Here is a 14,571-nt window from a genome sequence, read left to right on the forward strand (position 1 = left end):
ACCTGACACCTACAAGGAGGCAACGTGTCACATCCGATCATTTTCGATACCGACCCCGGCGTCGACGACGCCCAGGCCATCGCCATTGCCCTGCGCCATCCCGACATCGAGCTGTTGGGCTTGACCACCACCTATGGCAATGTCGATGTGGAAACCGCGACCCACAACGCACTATTGCTCAGCGAACTGGCCGGCCGTGAGATTCCCGTCGCTCAAGGGGCTGCCGGCCCCATGGTCAAGCCGCGCCACCCGGCACCGGCGCATATCCACGGCGCCAACGGGCTGGGCAACATCGACTTGCCCCCGGTGAAAGGCAGGCGGGAGTCGCGCAGCGCAGCCCAGTTCATCGTCGATACGGTCAATGCCCGTCCCGGCGAGGTGACGCTGGTTTCCGTCGGGCCGGTGGGCAATCTGGCCGCCGCCCTGCAGCTCGATCCGGCCCTCACCGAGAAGGTCAAGCGCGTGGTAGTCATGGGCGGATCGATACGCGAGGGCGGCAACGTCACGCCGGTGGCCGAGGCCAACATGTTCAATGACCCCCACGCCGCCCAGCGCGTGCTCACTGCCGGCTGGCCCCTGGTGCTGGTCGGGCTGGATGTGACCCACCGCTGCGTCCTGACCCAGGAACACATGCAGCGCATCGAGGCAGGCCAAGGAGAGCTGGGCAAGGTGCTGGCCGGCAGCTACGCCTTTTACCGCGATTTCTATCGCGAGTTTCTCGGTATCGACGGCTGCTGCCCTCACGACAGCTGTGCCCTGGCCTGGCTGCTGCGCCCGGAGCTGTTCACCACGGCTCCCGGCCATCTCTCGGTGGTCACCGACGGCATCGCCGAGGGTCAGACCGTTTTCGCCCCCGAGGGACGCGGCTTCATCCAGGAGCGCTGGTCGCAGGCGCCCCTGGCAGAAGTGTGTCTGGCAGTGGATGGCGAAGCCGTCGTGGAATGGATTGCCGATACCCTGAGCTGAGCCCATTCAAAGACAAACGAAGTTGTCAGGGTCACGATGTTCGATCGCTTCGAGCTCGACGTGGGTGACCCTGGCATTCGGTGGCCCCTGCCATAGCCACGACACCACCCGGTTGATTGACTCGCCGTCGCCGCACAGCAGCACTTCCACCTGGCCATCGGGCAGATTCTTGGCGTAGCCGGTCAGGCCTTGCTGAAGGGCCTGTTCCTGAACTGCACGGCGGTACCACACTCCCTGCACCTTGCCGGCCACCAGCGCTCTTACACAGGATTTGTTCATCTTTTTTTACTCCCTCTCGCCCGTCAATGATGCTCCTGGATGCTCTAATCTTGATAATAGGAAGGCGGCTTCGCCACAAGCAATGGCCGCCCCGGTGGAAGCGGTGACACCCACTGCGTTCCTGACCATAACAATGCATCCTTACAAGGGAGACAACGCCATGCAGGTGTTCGACCACCCCGAGTTCGACCATCATCGTCAGATCGTCTTCGGCTGCGATAGAGCCAGCGGACTTCACGCCATCATCGCCATTCACGACACACGCCGCGGTCCCGCCCTGGGCGGCCTGCGAATCTACCCCTACGCCAGTGAGGCGGAAGCCCTTACCGACGTGCTCCGTCTATCGCGAGGCATGACCTACAAGTCGGCGCTTGCCGACCTGCCCCTGGGGGGCGGCAAGGCCGTGATCATCGCCGACCCTCGACGCGAGAAGACACCGGACATGCTGCAGGCCATGGGCAGACTGGTGGAATCGCTGGGTGGGCGTTACATCACCGCCGAGGACTCCGGCAGCGACGAGGCGGACATGCGCATCATTCGCAGCGAAACCTTGCACGTCAGCGGCCTGGGCCATGGGGGGGAATCTGGGGATCCATCCCCCTTCACTGCCTACGGCGTTTTCTGTGCCATGAAAAGTGCCGTTCGACACCGCTTCGGCCATGACGACCTGCACGGGTTGCGCGTGGCCATACAGGGCGTCGGCCATGTCGGCGCCCATCTCGCTCGCGAGCTGCACGCAGCAGGCGCACAGCTGGTTCTCACCGATGTGGACCGCGACAGTCTCGGCATGCTGGCCGATGAACTCGGCGCCGAGAGCGTGATGCCCGACGCGATCTTCGATGCCGACGTCGAGGTATTCGCCCCTTGTGCCATGGGCGCGGTACTGACCGAGGCGGTGGTCGGGCGACTCAAGGCCGGCTTGATCTGCGGTGCCGCCAACAATCAGCTGGCGACAGTCGAGATCGCCGGACGTCTACACGGACGAGGGATTCTCTATACGCCGGATTACGTCGCCAATGCCGGCGGCGTCATTGAAGTCGAAGCCCAGCGCCATCCCCATTACGACAGAAGCGCGGTGATGCGGCACGTCGAGCGCATTGCGCTCACCGTCGATGAAATTCTCAGCCGTGCTCAGGCCCAGGACATGAGCCCTGCCGTCGTGGCGGACCAGCTGGCACGCGAACGCCTTGCCGAGTGACACCGAGGCCGGGCGACGCCGTCGCCCGGCCTGCTCACGCTACCCAGCGGCGAGTCACTCCAGCACCAGTTCGTGCTTGACGATCACCGCACTGTTGCGCGGCACCACCGGGCGCCCCCTGGCGATCAGATAGCTGCGAGTGAAGGCGGCACCGAACAACAAAATCAGCGAGCTGTAGTAGACCCACAGCAGGATCATCACCACCGAACCGGCGGCGCCATAGGTCGAAGCCGTAGCGGTATAGGCAAGATAGGCAGCAATGGCGCTGCGCCCGATGGCGAAGAGCAGCGCCGTGACCACGGCCCCCAGCAGTACGTCCCGCCAACCCAGCACCACATCCGGAAGGACCTTGAAGATAGTGGCGAAAAGCGCGGCGATGACGACCATGGAAACGACGAACTCCGCTCCGGTGGCCAGGGGGCCCATCAACGGCATGGCGTCACCCACGGTTTGCAGCATGGCACGCAGCATGATTCCCACCATCAGCGAAACCAGCAGAATGAAGCCGATCGCCAGCACCACCGCCAGCGACAGCAGGCGCTGCTTAAGAAACAGCAGCACGCTGTTTCGACTTGGTTTGGCGGTCACGCCCCAGATGGTATTGAGCGAGAACTGCATCTGAGCGAAGACCGTGGTCGCCCCGATCAGCAATCCGCCAAACCCCAGCAGGGACGGCAGGATACCCGTCTCCTCGACACGCGACGCCGCCACGGCCTGCTCCACCGCCCGCGCCGCTTCTTCGCCAAGCGTGCCCTGGAGCTGAGCGACGATTTGCCCTTGGGCCGCATCCTCGCCGAACGCTATGCCTATCACGAAAACGGCAATGATCACCGTCGGTGCCAGCGAAAAGAGCGTATAGAAAGCCAACGAACCGGCATAGCTGAAAGCGTTGCGCTCCAGCCACAGCCTGAAGGCTTGCTGAAGCGTGTTCCACCAGAATTTGATCGAGAATCTGTGCACGGAACCTCCTGGGCAATCCCTCTCTTCAGCATACGCAAATGTAAAGCCCTTGTCGGCCAACGGAGCGCATTGCAGCTCCTGGCTACCCGCGCCCATAATGGTGCCCCCAGGTCAGCCGCAAAGGAAATGCCGATGAGCGACACCGATCACCAATTCGACTGTCTCGTTTTCATCGGACGCTTCCAGCCCCCGCACCTGGGTCACCTTGCCGTGATCAACGAAGCCCTGCGCCATGCACGCCAGGTCATCGTGCTGGTGGGTTCGGCCTGGCAGGCGCGTTCGCTGCGCAACCCATGGCGCTTCGATGAACGCCAGGCGCTGTTGCGCAGCTGCTTCGACGATGAGGAGAATTCGCGACTCGAAATCGTGCCGCTGCTGGATGCGCTGTACAACAATGACGTCTGGGTGCGCGACGTGCAGCGCAAAGTACGTGACATTGCAGGACATCATAACGCCAGGCTGCCGCGCATCGGGTTGATTGGTGCGAGTCGCGGCCAGTCGAGTTATTACCTGGCGCTGTTCCCGCAGTGGGAGTCGGTCAGCGTACCGCTGGTGGACGGTATTTCAGCGAGCCAGATCCGTGAGCGCTTGTTCCGCTCACCCTCTTCCACTGAAGACTACCTCAGCACTGGCGCGACTCACGACCTGCCCCCCGGCGTATGCGATGCACTGCGGGACTTTGCCGGCAGCGAGGCACACCGGCAGCTGATGGAAGAGCAGAAGCTGCTCGAGCAGTACCGCCAAGCCTGGAGCGACGCCCCCTACCCTCCGATCTTCGTTACCGTGAACGCCGTCGTGGTGCAATCTGGGCATGTGCTGCTGGTGCGTCGAACTGCGGCGCCCGGCAAGGGCCTGCTGGCGCTGCCCGGCGGCTTCATCAACACCCACGAGCGGCTGTTGGATGCCTGCCTGCGAGAACTTCGCGAGCGCGTGCGGCTCAAGGTTCCGGAGCCCGTTCTCAAGGGCTCGTTGCGGGGCCAGAGGCTATTTGACGAACCCCATCGCAGCTGGCGCGGCCGCACACTGGCCGAGGCCTTCTACTTCGCCCTTCGCCCGGATCAGCAGCTTCCACGACTCAAGCCGGTGAAGGGGGGCGATCACGCTCGCTGGGTGCCGCTGGCCGAACTCGAACCCGACAGCCTGTTCGAAGACCACTTTTTCATCATCCAGAACTTTCTCGGCCTGCCGGCCGATATCGGCGGGATCTGACCCAGGGATAGAAAACGCTTGCTTGGAAGAGAACGGGATTTCCGCCGGGGCCGGCCGGGCGAGCGCAGCAGGAAAGCCAGGCTTTTTCAGGCTTGGAGGAAGTCTCGGGGCAACTTCATCATCTGCCTCCACAGCTTCTCGACGCCAGGCTTGTGCACCAGCGAGCAACGGTAGAGTCGAATCTCCAGCGGCACGTCCCACTTTTCCCCGCCGGCTCGCACCAACCTGCCGCTTCGCAGCTCTTCGCGAACGCAGAAATCGGGTATCCAGGCCAGACCGACGCCTTGCAGCACCATCCCCTTGAGCCCTTCCGCCATGGCGGTTTCATAGACGGTACGCAGCCTCAGGCGCAGCGGGTCGTTCTTGAGCAGCATGCGTACGCTGCGGCCTAGAAAAGCGCCCTGGGTATAGGCGAGATAGGGAATCGGCTCTTTGCTGTCGAGACTGAAGCGCGGCTTGCCGGCGGCGTCGGCAAGGCTCACCGGCAGCATTTTCACCTGGCCGATGGAAAACGAAGGAAACACCTCGCCATCGAGCTGCATGGTGGCATAGGGATCGTGATAGGCCAGCATCAGGTCGCAGTTGCCTTCCCGCAAGACGTGGATCGCCTCACCCACGTTCATCGCCACCAGGCGCGTCGGCAGCTCCCCCAGTCCCTCCTGGAGCCGTGAGATCCATTCGGGATAGAAGCTCAGGGCCAGAGAGTGGGCGGCAACGATATCCAGCGCCTCGCGTGCCATGGAGACACCGCGCAAGTGGCCCAGGCACTCATTGAGCTGCTCCACCAGGTTGCGCGCCGTGACCACGAACAGCTGCCCTTCCGGGGTCAGGTTGATCGGCGTGGTGGAGCGATCGACCAGCGTGACACCCACGGCCTGTTCGAGAGCCCGTATACGCCGGCTGAAGGCGGGCTGGGTCACGTGGCGCTGCCGAGCGGAGGCGGAGAAGCTTCGGGTGTTGGCCAAGGCAACGAAATCTTCCAGCCATTTTGTCTCGAGGTTCACCGGGACTCCCGCTCACAGCAATCGCGATCTAGTTAAGCGCCCTGACAAAAATCTCAAGGACGAGAGTTTGTTAGGCGTCGCCTAATGTACCTCAGCTGCCATTCGAACCCAAGTGGCTTCGGCGGAGCCGGCTGGACTACTGAATGGGCGCCGTCAGATAAGCGGCTCGCGAAATGAGCTTGCTCCATAGCGGGCGATTCTCCAATTCGTCGTAGCTTATTCGGCGACAGTCGGCGAAGTCACGTTCAAGCATCAAACGCACCTGGGCCGCGAAGCGACGGTCGGGAATGAAAGCGGTGATCTCGAAATTGAGTCGGAACGAGCGATTGTCGAGATTCACGGTGCCCACCGATGCAGCACTGTCATCAATCAGAATCACCTTTTGATGCAGGAAGCCGGGCTGATAGCGATAGACCTTGACCCCAGCCCGCACCATATCGGGGAGAAACGAGAAGGCCGAGAGATAGATGAGCAGATGATCCGGGTGTTCGGGGATCATGATCCGCACGTCGACGCCGCGCATGGCCGCCAGGCGCAATGCGTCTTGTACGCCCTGGTCGGGGACGAAGTAGGGGCTCGTGACCCACAGCCTCTCATGGGCGCTGTGGATGGCGTGTTGCACCAGCAAGCTTGCCGTCTCCTGACGATCGGCCGGCCCCGAGGGCACGATCACCACGTTCTGACACTCCTCGCAGGTGACGTGAGGCTCCCAGCGCAGGTTGATGACATCGCCGGTCGCCCAGTGCCAATCCTCCCAGAACGCCTCCTGCAGCCCGAGAACGCTGGGCCCGATCAGCTTGAGATGGGTATCGCGCCAGGGGCCGTGGCGAGGATGCTGGCCCAGGTACTCCACCCCGATATTGAAACCGCCGAGCCAACCCACATCGCCATCGACGACGAGGATCTTGCGATGATTGCGGAAATTGAGCTGGAAGCGATGCTTGAATCCGCGTGAGGAACGAAAAGGACTGACCTCCACCCCACCCCCTCTCAGCTCATGCAGATAGCCTTCGGCAAGCTTGCGACTGCCGACCTCGTCGTAGAGAAAGTAGACACGAACGCCACGCTGCGAAGCCTGTAGCAGATGATCTTTGAGTCGATGCCCCAAGGCGTCGTTGCGGACAATGAAGAACTGGATCAGCACGTACTCGCGGGCGGCATCGATACCGGCGAACAGACTGTCGAAGGTAGCCTTGCCATCGATGAGCAGCTCAGCCTGATTGCCGCTGGTCAGCGGCATCATGGCCAATTGCTCGACGGCCCGGACGTCGGGGTCGCGGGCATCAGCCAGGAACGGTTCGAGGCGTACCCGATAACGCGCCAGGATGCGACGCAGCACGGTATCGCGTTCCCCGCGAGCAGAGACATAGCCGTAGAAACGCGGTCGACCGAATATCCAGTACGCCGGCACGGCCAGGTAAGGAATGGTGACCAGTGAGATGATCCAGGCCACGGCGCCTTGCGAGGTACGGCTGGATAGCAGCGCCAGGATCGCCGAGAGAAAACCCAGCAGATGCACCAGGAATATTGCCAGGCCGAAAAGCCAGGATGCCATGATCTCTCCCTGAAAAAACAGCAGGCTGCAGCATACCCTAGACGACAGCGGCCCCGCCAGTTGGCGGGGCCGTGCTACCAGGTCACTGCGCGCCTTTGTTCGTCAGGCAGTGATACGTTCGGCAATGATCTCCTTCCACTTGGCAGGACCCGTCTGGTGCACCGAGGTACCCTGGCTATCTACCGCCACGGTGACCGGCATGTCCTCGACCTCGAACTCGTAGATCGCTTCCATGCCAAGATCGGCGAAGCCCACCACACGGGATTTCTTGATCGCCTGGGCCACCAGATAGGCGGAGCCGCCCACTGCCATCAGATATACCGCCTTGTTGTCACGGATCGCCTCGATCGCCGCGGGACCACGCTCTGCCTTGCCCACCATGCCCAGCAGGCCGGTTTCCTCGAGCATGGTGCGCGTGAACTTGTCCATGCGCGTGGCGGTCGTGGGTCCGGCCGGGCCCACGACTTCGTCGCCTACCGGATCTACCGGACCGAGGTAGTAGATGAAGCGCCCGTTCATATCGACGGGCAGTGCCTCGCCCTTTCCAAGCATGTCGACCATGCGCTTGTGAGCCGCGTCGCGACCGGTCAGCAGCTTGCCATTGAGCAGGAGGGTGTCGCCAGGCTGCCAGGTCTGCACCTCTTCCGGCGTCACGGTATCCAGGTTCACGCGCTTGACGTTGTCACCCATCTCGCGAGTGATCTCGGGCCAATCCTCGAGCTTGGGGGCAGGCAGCGCTGCAGGGCCGGAGCCGTCCAGGGTGAAGTGCGCATGGCGGGTTGCGGCGCAGTTGGGAATGATCGCCACCGGCTTGTTCGCGGCATGAGTCGGATAGTCCTTGACCTTGATGTCGAGCACCGTGGTCAGGCCGCCCAGACCCTGGGCGCCGATGCCGCTCTTGTTGACCCGGTCGAACAGCTCCAGGCGCAGCTCCTCGGCACGATTGGAAGGCCCGCGCGCCTGAAGTTCCTGAATGTCGATGGGGTCGAGCAGCGCTTCCTTGGCAATCTCCATGGCTTTCTCGGCCGTACCGCCGATACCGATGCCCAGCATACCGGGCGGACACCAGCCGGCCCCCATCTTGGGCAGCTGCTCCATCACCCAGTCGACCACACTGTCGGAGGGGTTGAGCATGGCGAACTTGGACTTCGCCTCGCTGCCACCGCCCTTGGCGGCCACATGAACTTCCACGCTATCGCCCGGGACGATCTTGTGGTGAATGATCGCCGGTGTGTTGTCCCCAGTGTTCTTGCGTGCCCCGTCCGGGTCGGCCAGCACCGAGGCGCGCAGAACGTTGTCCGGCAGCTGGTAGGCGCGGCGTACGCCCTCGTTGATCATGTCGTCGAGGCTCATCTCGGCCTCCCAGCGCACGTTCATGCCTACGTGAACGAAGACGGTCACGATCCCCGTATCCTGGCAGATCGGACGATGCCCCATGGCGCACATGCGTGAATTGATCAGGATCTGCGCAATGGCGTCCTTGGCCGCCGGGTTCTCTTCCCGCTCGTACGCCGCCGCCATGGCGTCGATGAAGTCTTTGGGATGGTAGTAGGAGATGTATTGCAGGGCGTCGGCGACGCTCTGGATCAGATCGTCCTGGCGAATCACGGTCATGTGATAGGAGCTCCTCGGCAGTGTCGGCATGCCCGCTTCTGGATTCGCTGGGGAATCGGCGGGTTCGAACGGTGGCGAATTATACCGTATCGAGGACTGCTCGACAGAGGTCTGCCGCCAAGGTCGTAATGTTAGGATGACAGTCCTTTGAAGATAACGGTATAAAATCAGTTGGAGTCATTTGTCACTTCCCTCAGACGGCTCTACGCTTGCTGTAGCTTCCACAAGGATATCCGCAGTCACGATCAAGGAGCCGATCATGCAACCTACCGTTTGCGACTTTCTCGTCTCGCGCCTCAGGGAATGGGGTGTAGAGCGCCTGTATGGCTACTCCGGCGATGGAATCAACGGCTTCATGTCCGCCCTGCGCCGTGCCGATGGTCACCCCCGTCTGATTCAACCGCGCCACGAGGAGGTCGCCGCCTTCATGGCCTGTGCCCACGCCAAGTTCAGCGATCAGGTAGGCGTGTGCGTGGCGACCTCAGGGCCTGGCGCCGTGCACCTGTTGAACGGCCTCTACGACGCTCGCAAGGACCATATGCCCACCGTGGCCATCGTCGGTCAACAGGCGCGCATGAGCCTGGGTACGGACTACCAGCAGGAGCTCGATCTGATGGCGCTGTTCAAGGACGTGGCCAGCGAGTATGTGCAGATGGTCACCGAGCCGGCTCAGGCCAGACACGTCATCGACCAGGCGATGCGCATCGCCATCGCCCGACGTACCGTGACCTGCGTGATCCTGCCCAACGACGTGCAGGATCTTCCCATGGAAGATCCGCCCAGAGAGCACGGGGCAGTGTTCTCCAGCGTCGGCTATCGCTTCCCGCAGCTGGTACCGGAGCCCGCCGACCTGGACACCGCTGCCGAGATACTCAATCAAGGCAAGAAGGTCGCCATTCTGGCCGGCGCAGGGGTCAAGCACGCCGTTGACGAACTCCTTCACGTGGCAGACCTCACCGGTGCCGGCATCGCCAAGGCGATCTTGGCGAAGACCATGGTGCCCGACGACATTCCGGGCGTGACCGGCGCCATTGGTCTGCTTGGAACCGAGGCCAGCGATCGCATGATGAAGGAGTGCGACACGCTGTTGATGGTAGGCACGCGATTCCCCTACGTGGAGTTCCTGCCCGAACCCGGCCAGGCCCGAGCCGTGCAGATCGATGCGGTCCCCGAGGCGCTGGGGGTACGCTACCCTACCGAGATCAACCTGCATGGCGATGCCGCCGCGACCCTGGCCGCCCTGGCCGAGCGGCTCAAGCGCAAGCGCAGCAACAAGTGGCGCAAGCAGATACAGGGCTGGATCGACGACTGGTGGGAGAAGATCGAGGCACGCGCCGCCACCGAGGCCAACCCCATCAATCCCCAGGCCGTCTTCCAGAGCCTTTCACCGCGCTTGCCGGATAACGTCATGCTCGCCTGCGATGTCGGCTCGGCAACCAACTGGTATGCGCGAAACCTCAAGATTCGTCGCGGAATGCTGGGCTCGGTGTCGGGCGGACTGGCATCGATGGGTAACGGCGTGCCCTACCTGATCGCCGCCAAGTTTTGCCACCCCGACCGCCCCGCCATTGCCTTGGTCGGCGACGGCGCCATGCAGATGCTTGGCAACAATGCCCTGATCACCTTGGCCAAATACTGGCAGGAGTGGGAAGACCCCCGCTGCATCGTGCTGGTTCTCAACAATCACGATCTGAGCCAAGTGACCTGGGAGCAGCGCGTGATGGAAGGAGACCCCAAGTTCGATACCTCGCAGGAGCTTCCGGAGTTCCGCTACGACGAGTATGCCGAGCTGCTGGGCTTGAAGGGGTTGACCATGCGCCACCCAGACGATATCGACCGGGTGTGGACCGAGGCGATTACCGCCGCACGGCCGGTCGTGATCAATGCCTACACCGATAGCGACATTGCCCCACTGCCGCCGCACATCGAGTTCGATCAGGCCAAAAGCTACCTCGCCTCGATGCTCAAGGGAGATTCCAGCGGACTGCACAGCGCCAAGCTGTCGGCAAAACAGGTAGGACGTTCACTGTTCAAGCGCAAGAAGTAGCAGCGCGCCCACCAGCCCTGATGACCACGTTGCGTGATCAGGGCTGTGCATCATGAAGATAACGGTATAATTAGGCGTTCTTCTCGTCCGGCTGACAGCTTGGGCAGCGGTAGAAGCGCCGCGACGCGATGACCCACCGTTCTATCGGTATGCCGCAGGCATGGCAGGCAAGACCGTCACGCTCGAACACGGCAAAGCGACTCTGGCGACGGCTCTCGCCTTGCCGCCTGGCGGCGCTGGCCCACTCGGCGCGGTTCGTCACGCCGGCTTGCTGGTAGGCTTGATGCGTCACATCGAGAATGCTGCGGGCCAACCGACTCAGCTGCTCAGCGGTCAAATCCGCCACCCGGGCCGTGGGAGAGAGCCCGGCGAAAAACAGGATTTCGGAGCGCAGATAATTGCCGATCCCGGCGAAGAGCGACTGGTCCAGCAGTAGCCCGCCCAACCGGCGACGTGCGAAACGGGCTTCGCACAGGCGTGCCATGGCCTGCTTCGGAGTGACACCATGCGTCAGCAGATCGGGGCCGAGCCGGGAGAGAAACGGATGCTCGTCGAGCCTGTCGGCCGGCCACAGGGAGATATCGGAAGCGCTATAGAGGCTGGCCGAGCGCCCTTCTGCCGTCAACCGAACACGCAGCGAGCGCTGGGTATCGGGCTCGCGCTCGGCGTCATGCAGCTTCCACACGCCGTAGAGCTGGTTGTGGGAGTAGAGCACACGCCCGTCGTCGAAGCGGGTCAGTAGCGCCTTGCCCCAGCTGTCCACCGCCGCGACCTCTCGCCCCATCAGCGAGTCGGCCTCGGCGGCCAGTTCGGGGAAGGCGAACCACACGGACTCCAACCGCCTGCCGGCAAGCTGCTCGTGCAGGCGGTCGGCGGCACGGCGAATCTCAGGGCCTTCGGGCATCGTTGCTCCGATTCAGAATAATGCGGGAAAGCCTCGAGCGGGCTACCCAAGCGCCAGCTGCCGCTCCTTGAGCTCATGCAGCCGGTCGCGCAGCCTGGCCGCCTCCTCGAACTCCAGGTTCTGGGCCGCTTCGAACATGGCATCCTCGACCCGCGATACCTCCTTGAGCAGATCCGTAGGCGACAACGCATCGATATCGTAGATCGCCGCGCCCTCGGCCACCTTGCGCTCGCTGCGTCGCCCCTTGCCCTTGCGCCCAGGCGCCTGGGCTGCCTCCATGATGTCGGCCACCGAACGGGTCACGGTGGTGGGCGTGATGCCGTGCCGTTCGTTGTGAGCGACCTGCTTGGCGCGGCGGCGCTCGGTCTCGTCGATGGCGCGCCGCATGGAGTCGGTGACGCGGTCGGCGTAGAGAATTGCCTTGCCATGAGCGTTGCGTGCCGCGCGGCCGATGGTCTGGATCAGCGAGCGCTCGTTGCGCAGGAAGCCCTCCTTGTCGGCATCGAGTATGGCCACCAGCGAAACCTCGGGGATGTCGAGGCCCTCGCGCAGCAGGTTGATGCCCACCAGCACGTCGAACTTGCCCAGGCGCAGGTCGCGGATGATCTCCACCCGCTCCACGGTATCGATATCGGAGTGCAGATAGCGCACGCGCACGTCGTGTTCGTCGAAGTACTCGGTGAGATCCTCCGCCATACGCTTGGTCAGGGTGGTGACCAGTACCCGTTCACCCACCTCCGTGCGCAGGCGGATCTCGGAGAGCAGATCGTCGACCTGGGTCGTGGCCGGGCGCACTTCGATATCGGGGTCGACAAGCCCTGTGGGTCGGACCACCTGCTCCACCACCTGACCGGCGTGCTCGGCCTCATAGGGGCCCGGCGTCGCCGAGACGAAGATCGTTTGCGGCGATATGCGCTCCCACTCTTCGAAGGTCATGGGGCGGTTATCTAGGGCCGAGGGCAAGCGGAAACCGTACTCGACCAGGGTTTCCTTGCGCGATCGATCGCCCTTGTACATGCCTCCCACCTGGGGAACGCTGACGTGGGACTCGTCGATGAACAGCAGGGCATCGTCAGGCAGGTAGTCGAAAAACGTCGGCGGCGGCTCGCCGGGATTACGGCCGGAGAGATAGCGCGAGTAGTTCTCGATGCCGTTGCAGTAGCCCAGCTCGTTCATCATCTCCAGATCATAGAGGGTGCGCTGCTCCAGCCGCTGAGCCTCCACCAGGCGGTCGTTCTTGCGCAGCCATTCCAGCCGCTCGATGAGCTCGGCCTTGATCCGCTCGGCGGCCGAGATGATGGTCTCACGTGGCGTCACGTAGTGGCTCTTGGGGTAGATCGTCATGCGTGGCACCTGGCCGCGCACTTCGCCGGTGAGCGGATCGAACAGGCGAATCGAGTCGATCTCGTCGCCGAACAGCTCGACTCGCACCGCTTCCTCGTCGGAGTCGGCCGGGTAGATATCGATGACGTCACCGCGCACCCGATAGGTGCCGCGCTTGAAGTCCATGTCGTTGCGGGTGTACTGCAGCTCAGCCAGCCGGCGCAGAAAGGAGCGCTGGTCGATCAGTTCGCCTCGGGTGAAGTGCAGGCGCATCTTGAGGTACTGGTCGGGGTCGCCGAGACCGTAGATGGCCGATACCGACACCACGATCAGCGCATCGCGCCGCTCCAGCAGCGCCTTGGTCGCCGAGAGACGCATCTGCTCGATATGGTCATTGATGGAGGCGTCCTTCTCGATGAAGGTGTCCGACGAGGGAACGTAAGCTTCCGGCTGGTAGTAGTCGTAGTAGGAGACGAAGTACTCGATGGCATTGTCCGGAAAGAAGGACTTGAACTCACCATAGAGCTGCGCGGCCAGGGTCTTGTTGGGCGCCATGACGATGGCCGGGCGCTGCAGCCGTTCGACCACGGTGGCCATGGTGAAGGTCTTGCCCGAACCGGTCACGCCAAGCAGCGTTTGATGCGCCAGCCCGGACTCGAGCCCATTGATGAGGGCCTCTATCGCAGCCGGCTGGTCGCCGGCGGGCTTGAAATTGGCATTGAGGCGAAACGGCTTGCTCATGGTGGCTCCCGAAAGGCATCAGGCGCCTTCACGGCGCCTGATTTCAACGTACCGATGAGTGGTCAAGTATAGCGCTGCGGCTGGGCTCATGCCTCGCCGGCAGCGGTACTGCGGGTGGTGACTTCCACGGTCGCGCTGGTCATCAACCGGTGGATGGGGCACTTGTGACTGATCTCTTCGAGACGTGCACGCTGCTCCTCATCCTCGATACCGTGGAAGGTCATCACTACTTCGAGTCGATAGGTGCCCTTGCGTTCCTCGCTGTCATCCCGGTTGACCCTCACGGTGATGCCTTCCAGCGGCCACTTCTTGCGCTGGGCATACATCTGGGCGGTGATCGCTTTGCATGCACCCAGCGAGAGATCGAAATAGTCGTGTGGATCGGGTGCGCTGCCTTCGCCACCGAATGCCTTGGGCACATCGACGTATACGTCCTCGAGGCCTTCGATCTGCACCCGCTGGCGAAAGATGCGGTTACGCTCGCTGACGATTTCGATGGTCTTGTTCATTGACGGCTCCGCTGGGTTACTTGACCTGAATGGGCAGCTTGAGTGCCAGAACGGCTCGGACCAGGGCCTCACGGCTTGCACGCCCTTCCACTTCGGCACCATGACGACCCACTTCGGCGCTCTCCACGCCGTCCACCATCATCAAGGCCGTGGTGATACGGTTGACCTGATCGGCGTTCTCGACGCCTGTGAAATCGAGCGACTGATGCGGCATGCCTGGTCCCCTCGGTGCACGGAATAAGTCAGCGACGATTCTAGCATG

General features: G+C 62.7%; 13 protein-coding genes. 4 read left to right on the forward strand and 9 right to left on the reverse strand.

Going from position 1 to position 14,571, the window contains the following annotated elements:
• Window positions 1–24 precede the first annotated feature (24 nt).
• Window positions 25–966 (forward strand): nucleoside hydrolase, encoded by a 942-nt coding sequence (locus AC2VNO_RS08235; RefSeq protein ID WP_486933681.1) that lies wholly within the window; start codon window positions 25–27, stop codon window positions 964–966.
• A gap of 6 nt (window positions 967–972) precedes the next feature.
• Here the strand turns inward: AC2VNO_RS08235 and AC2VNO_RS08240 are convergent, their stop codons facing one another.
• Window positions 973–1,245, reverse strand: a complete 273-nt coding sequence (locus AC2VNO_RS08240; protein ID WP_486933682.1) for an acylphosphatase — start codon at window positions 1,243–1,245, stop codon at window positions 973–975.
• Window positions 1,246–1,405: 160 nt separating this feature from the next.
• Here AC2VNO_RS08240 and AC2VNO_RS08245 point away from each other — a divergent pair, with 160 nt between their 5' ends.
• Window positions 1,406–2,443 carry a Glu/Leu/Phe/Val family dehydrogenase gene (locus AC2VNO_RS08245; protein ID WP_486933683.1) on the forward strand — a complete coding sequence of 346 codons (1,038 nt, stop codon included), beginning with the start codon at window positions 1,406–1,408 and terminating at the stop codon, window positions 2,441–2,443.
• Between the two features lie 54 nt (window positions 2,444–2,497).
• On the opposite strand, the gene AC2VNO_RS08250 is transcribed toward AC2VNO_RS08245, so the two are convergent.
• Window positions 2,498–3,403 carry a YihY/virulence factor BrkB family protein gene (locus AC2VNO_RS08250; RefSeq protein WP_486933684.1) on the reverse strand — a complete coding sequence of 302 codons (906 nt, stop codon included), beginning with the start codon at window positions 3,401–3,403 and terminating at the stop codon, window positions 2,498–2,500.
• Between the two features lie 132 nt (window positions 3,404–3,535).
• Between AC2VNO_RS08250 and AC2VNO_RS08255 the strand changes: the two genes are divergently transcribed.
• Window positions 3,536–4,612: a bifunctional nicotinamide-nucleotide adenylyltransferase/Nudix hydroxylase gene (locus AC2VNO_RS08255; protein ID WP_228574004.1), complete on the forward strand. Its 1,077-nt coding sequence runs from the start codon at window positions 3,536–3,538 to the stop codon at window positions 4,610–4,612.
• An 86-nt stretch (window positions 4,613–4,698) separates the two neighbouring features.
• Here the strand turns inward: AC2VNO_RS08255 and AC2VNO_RS08260 are convergent, their stop codons facing one another.
• From AC2VNO_RS08260 to AC2VNO_RS08270, 3 genes are all read right to left on the reverse strand, one after another.
• On the reverse strand, window positions 4,699–5,616 hold the full coding sequence (locus AC2VNO_RS08260) for a LysR substrate-binding domain-containing protein (RefSeq protein WP_228574006.1): 918 nt from the start codon (window positions 5,614–5,616) through the stop codon (window positions 4,699–4,701).
• A gap of 136 nt (window positions 5,617–5,752) precedes the next feature.
• The gene (gene cls / locus AC2VNO_RS08265; RefSeq protein ID WP_228574008.1) at window positions 5,753–7,171 is read right to left on the reverse strand and encodes a cardiolipin synthase; all 1,419 of its coding nucleotides are present in this window, start codon (window positions 7,169–7,171) and stop codon (window positions 5,753–5,755) included.
• Between the two features lie 102 nt (window positions 7,172–7,273).
• Window positions 7,274–8,785 carry a fumarate hydratase gene (locus AC2VNO_RS08270; RefSeq protein ID WP_486933685.1) on the reverse strand — a complete coding sequence of 504 codons (1,512 nt, stop codon included), beginning with the start codon at window positions 8,783–8,785 and terminating at the stop codon, window positions 7,274–7,276.
• A 259-nt stretch (window positions 8,786–9,044) separates the two neighbouring features.
• On the opposite strand from AC2VNO_RS08270, the gene AC2VNO_RS08275 reads away from it, so the two are divergent.
• Complete coding sequence (locus tag AC2VNO_RS08275; protein ID WP_486933686.1) at window positions 9,045–10,832, forward strand: thiamine pyrophosphate-requiring protein; 1,788 nt, start codon at window positions 9,045–9,047, stop codon at window positions 10,830–10,832.
• Window positions 10,833–10,902: 70 nt separating this feature from the next.
• Here the strand turns inward: AC2VNO_RS08275 and nei are convergent, their stop codons facing one another.
• The 4 genes from nei to AC2VNO_RS08295 all read right to left on the reverse strand — a co-directional run bounded on the left by nei (window position 10,903) and on the right by AC2VNO_RS08295 (window position 14,523).
• Window positions 10,903–11,736, reverse strand: a complete 834-nt coding sequence (gene nei, locus AC2VNO_RS08280) for an endonuclease VIII (RefSeq protein ID WP_486933687.1) — start codon at window positions 11,734–11,736, stop codon at window positions 10,903–10,905.
• A 42-nt stretch (window positions 11,737–11,778) separates the two neighbouring features.
• The gene (uvrB, locus tag AC2VNO_RS08285) at window positions 11,779–13,800 is read right to left on the reverse strand and encodes an excinuclease ABC subunit UvrB (protein WP_486933688.1); all 2,022 of its coding nucleotides are present in this window, start codon (window positions 13,798–13,800) and stop codon (window positions 11,779–11,781) included.
• 86 nt (window positions 13,801–13,886) lie between these two features.
• Entirely contained in the window at window positions 13,887–14,309 is a 423-nt protein-coding gene (locus tag AC2VNO_RS08290) for an OsmC family protein (protein ID WP_228573698.1), read from the reverse strand.
• 16 nt (window positions 14,310–14,325) lie between these two features.
• Window positions 14,326–14,523: a hypothetical protein gene (locus AC2VNO_RS08295; RefSeq protein WP_228573696.1), complete on the reverse strand. Its 198-nt coding sequence runs from the start codon at window positions 14,521–14,523 to the stop codon at window positions 14,326–14,328.
• Window positions 14,524–14,571 lie beyond the last annotated feature (48 nt).

It is taken from the genome of Halomonas sp. TH-94, from assembly GCF_057473365.1.

Bases quoted from the DNA above. Each gene is read 5' to 3' on its own strand.
- AC2VNO_RS08270 (WP_486933685.1), bottom strand. From the start codon at position 8,785: ATGACCGTGATTCGCCAGGACGATCTGATCCAGAGCGTCGCCGACGCC.
- AC2VNO_RS08255 (WP_228574004.1), top strand. From the start codon at position 3,536: ATGAGCGACACCGATCACCAATTCGACTGTCTCGTTTTCATCGGACGC.
- AC2VNO_RS08275 (WP_486933686.1), top strand. From the start codon at position 9,045: ATGCAACCTACCGTTTGCGACTTTCTCGTCTCGCGCCTCAGGGAATGG.
- AC2VNO_RS08240 (WP_486933682.1), bottom strand. From the start codon at position 1,245: ATGAACAAATCCTGTGTAAGAGCGCTGGTGGCCGGCAAGGTGCAGGGA.
- AC2VNO_RS08295 (WP_228573696.1), bottom strand. From the start codon at position 14,523: ATGCCGCATCAGTCGCTCGATTTCACAGGCGTCGAGAACGCCGATCAG.
- cls (WP_228574008.1), bottom strand. From the start codon at position 7,171: ATGGCATCCTGGCTTTTCGGCCTGGCAATATTCCTGGTGCATCTGCTG.
- AC2VNO_RS08290 (WP_228573698.1), bottom strand. From the start codon at position 14,309: ATGAACAAGACCATCGAAATCGTCAGCGAGCGTAACCGCATCTTTCGC.
- nei (WP_486933687.1), bottom strand. From the start codon at position 11,736: ATGCCCGAAGGCCCTGAGATTCGCCGTGCCGCCGACCGCCTGCACGAG.
- uvrB (WP_486933688.1), bottom strand. From the start codon at position 13,800: ATGAGCAAGCCGTTTCGCCTCAATGCCAATTTCAAGCCCGCCGGCGAC.
- AC2VNO_RS08245 (WP_486933683.1), top strand. From the start codon at position 1,406: ATGCAGGTGTTCGACCACCCCGAGTTCGACCATCATCGTCAGATCGTC.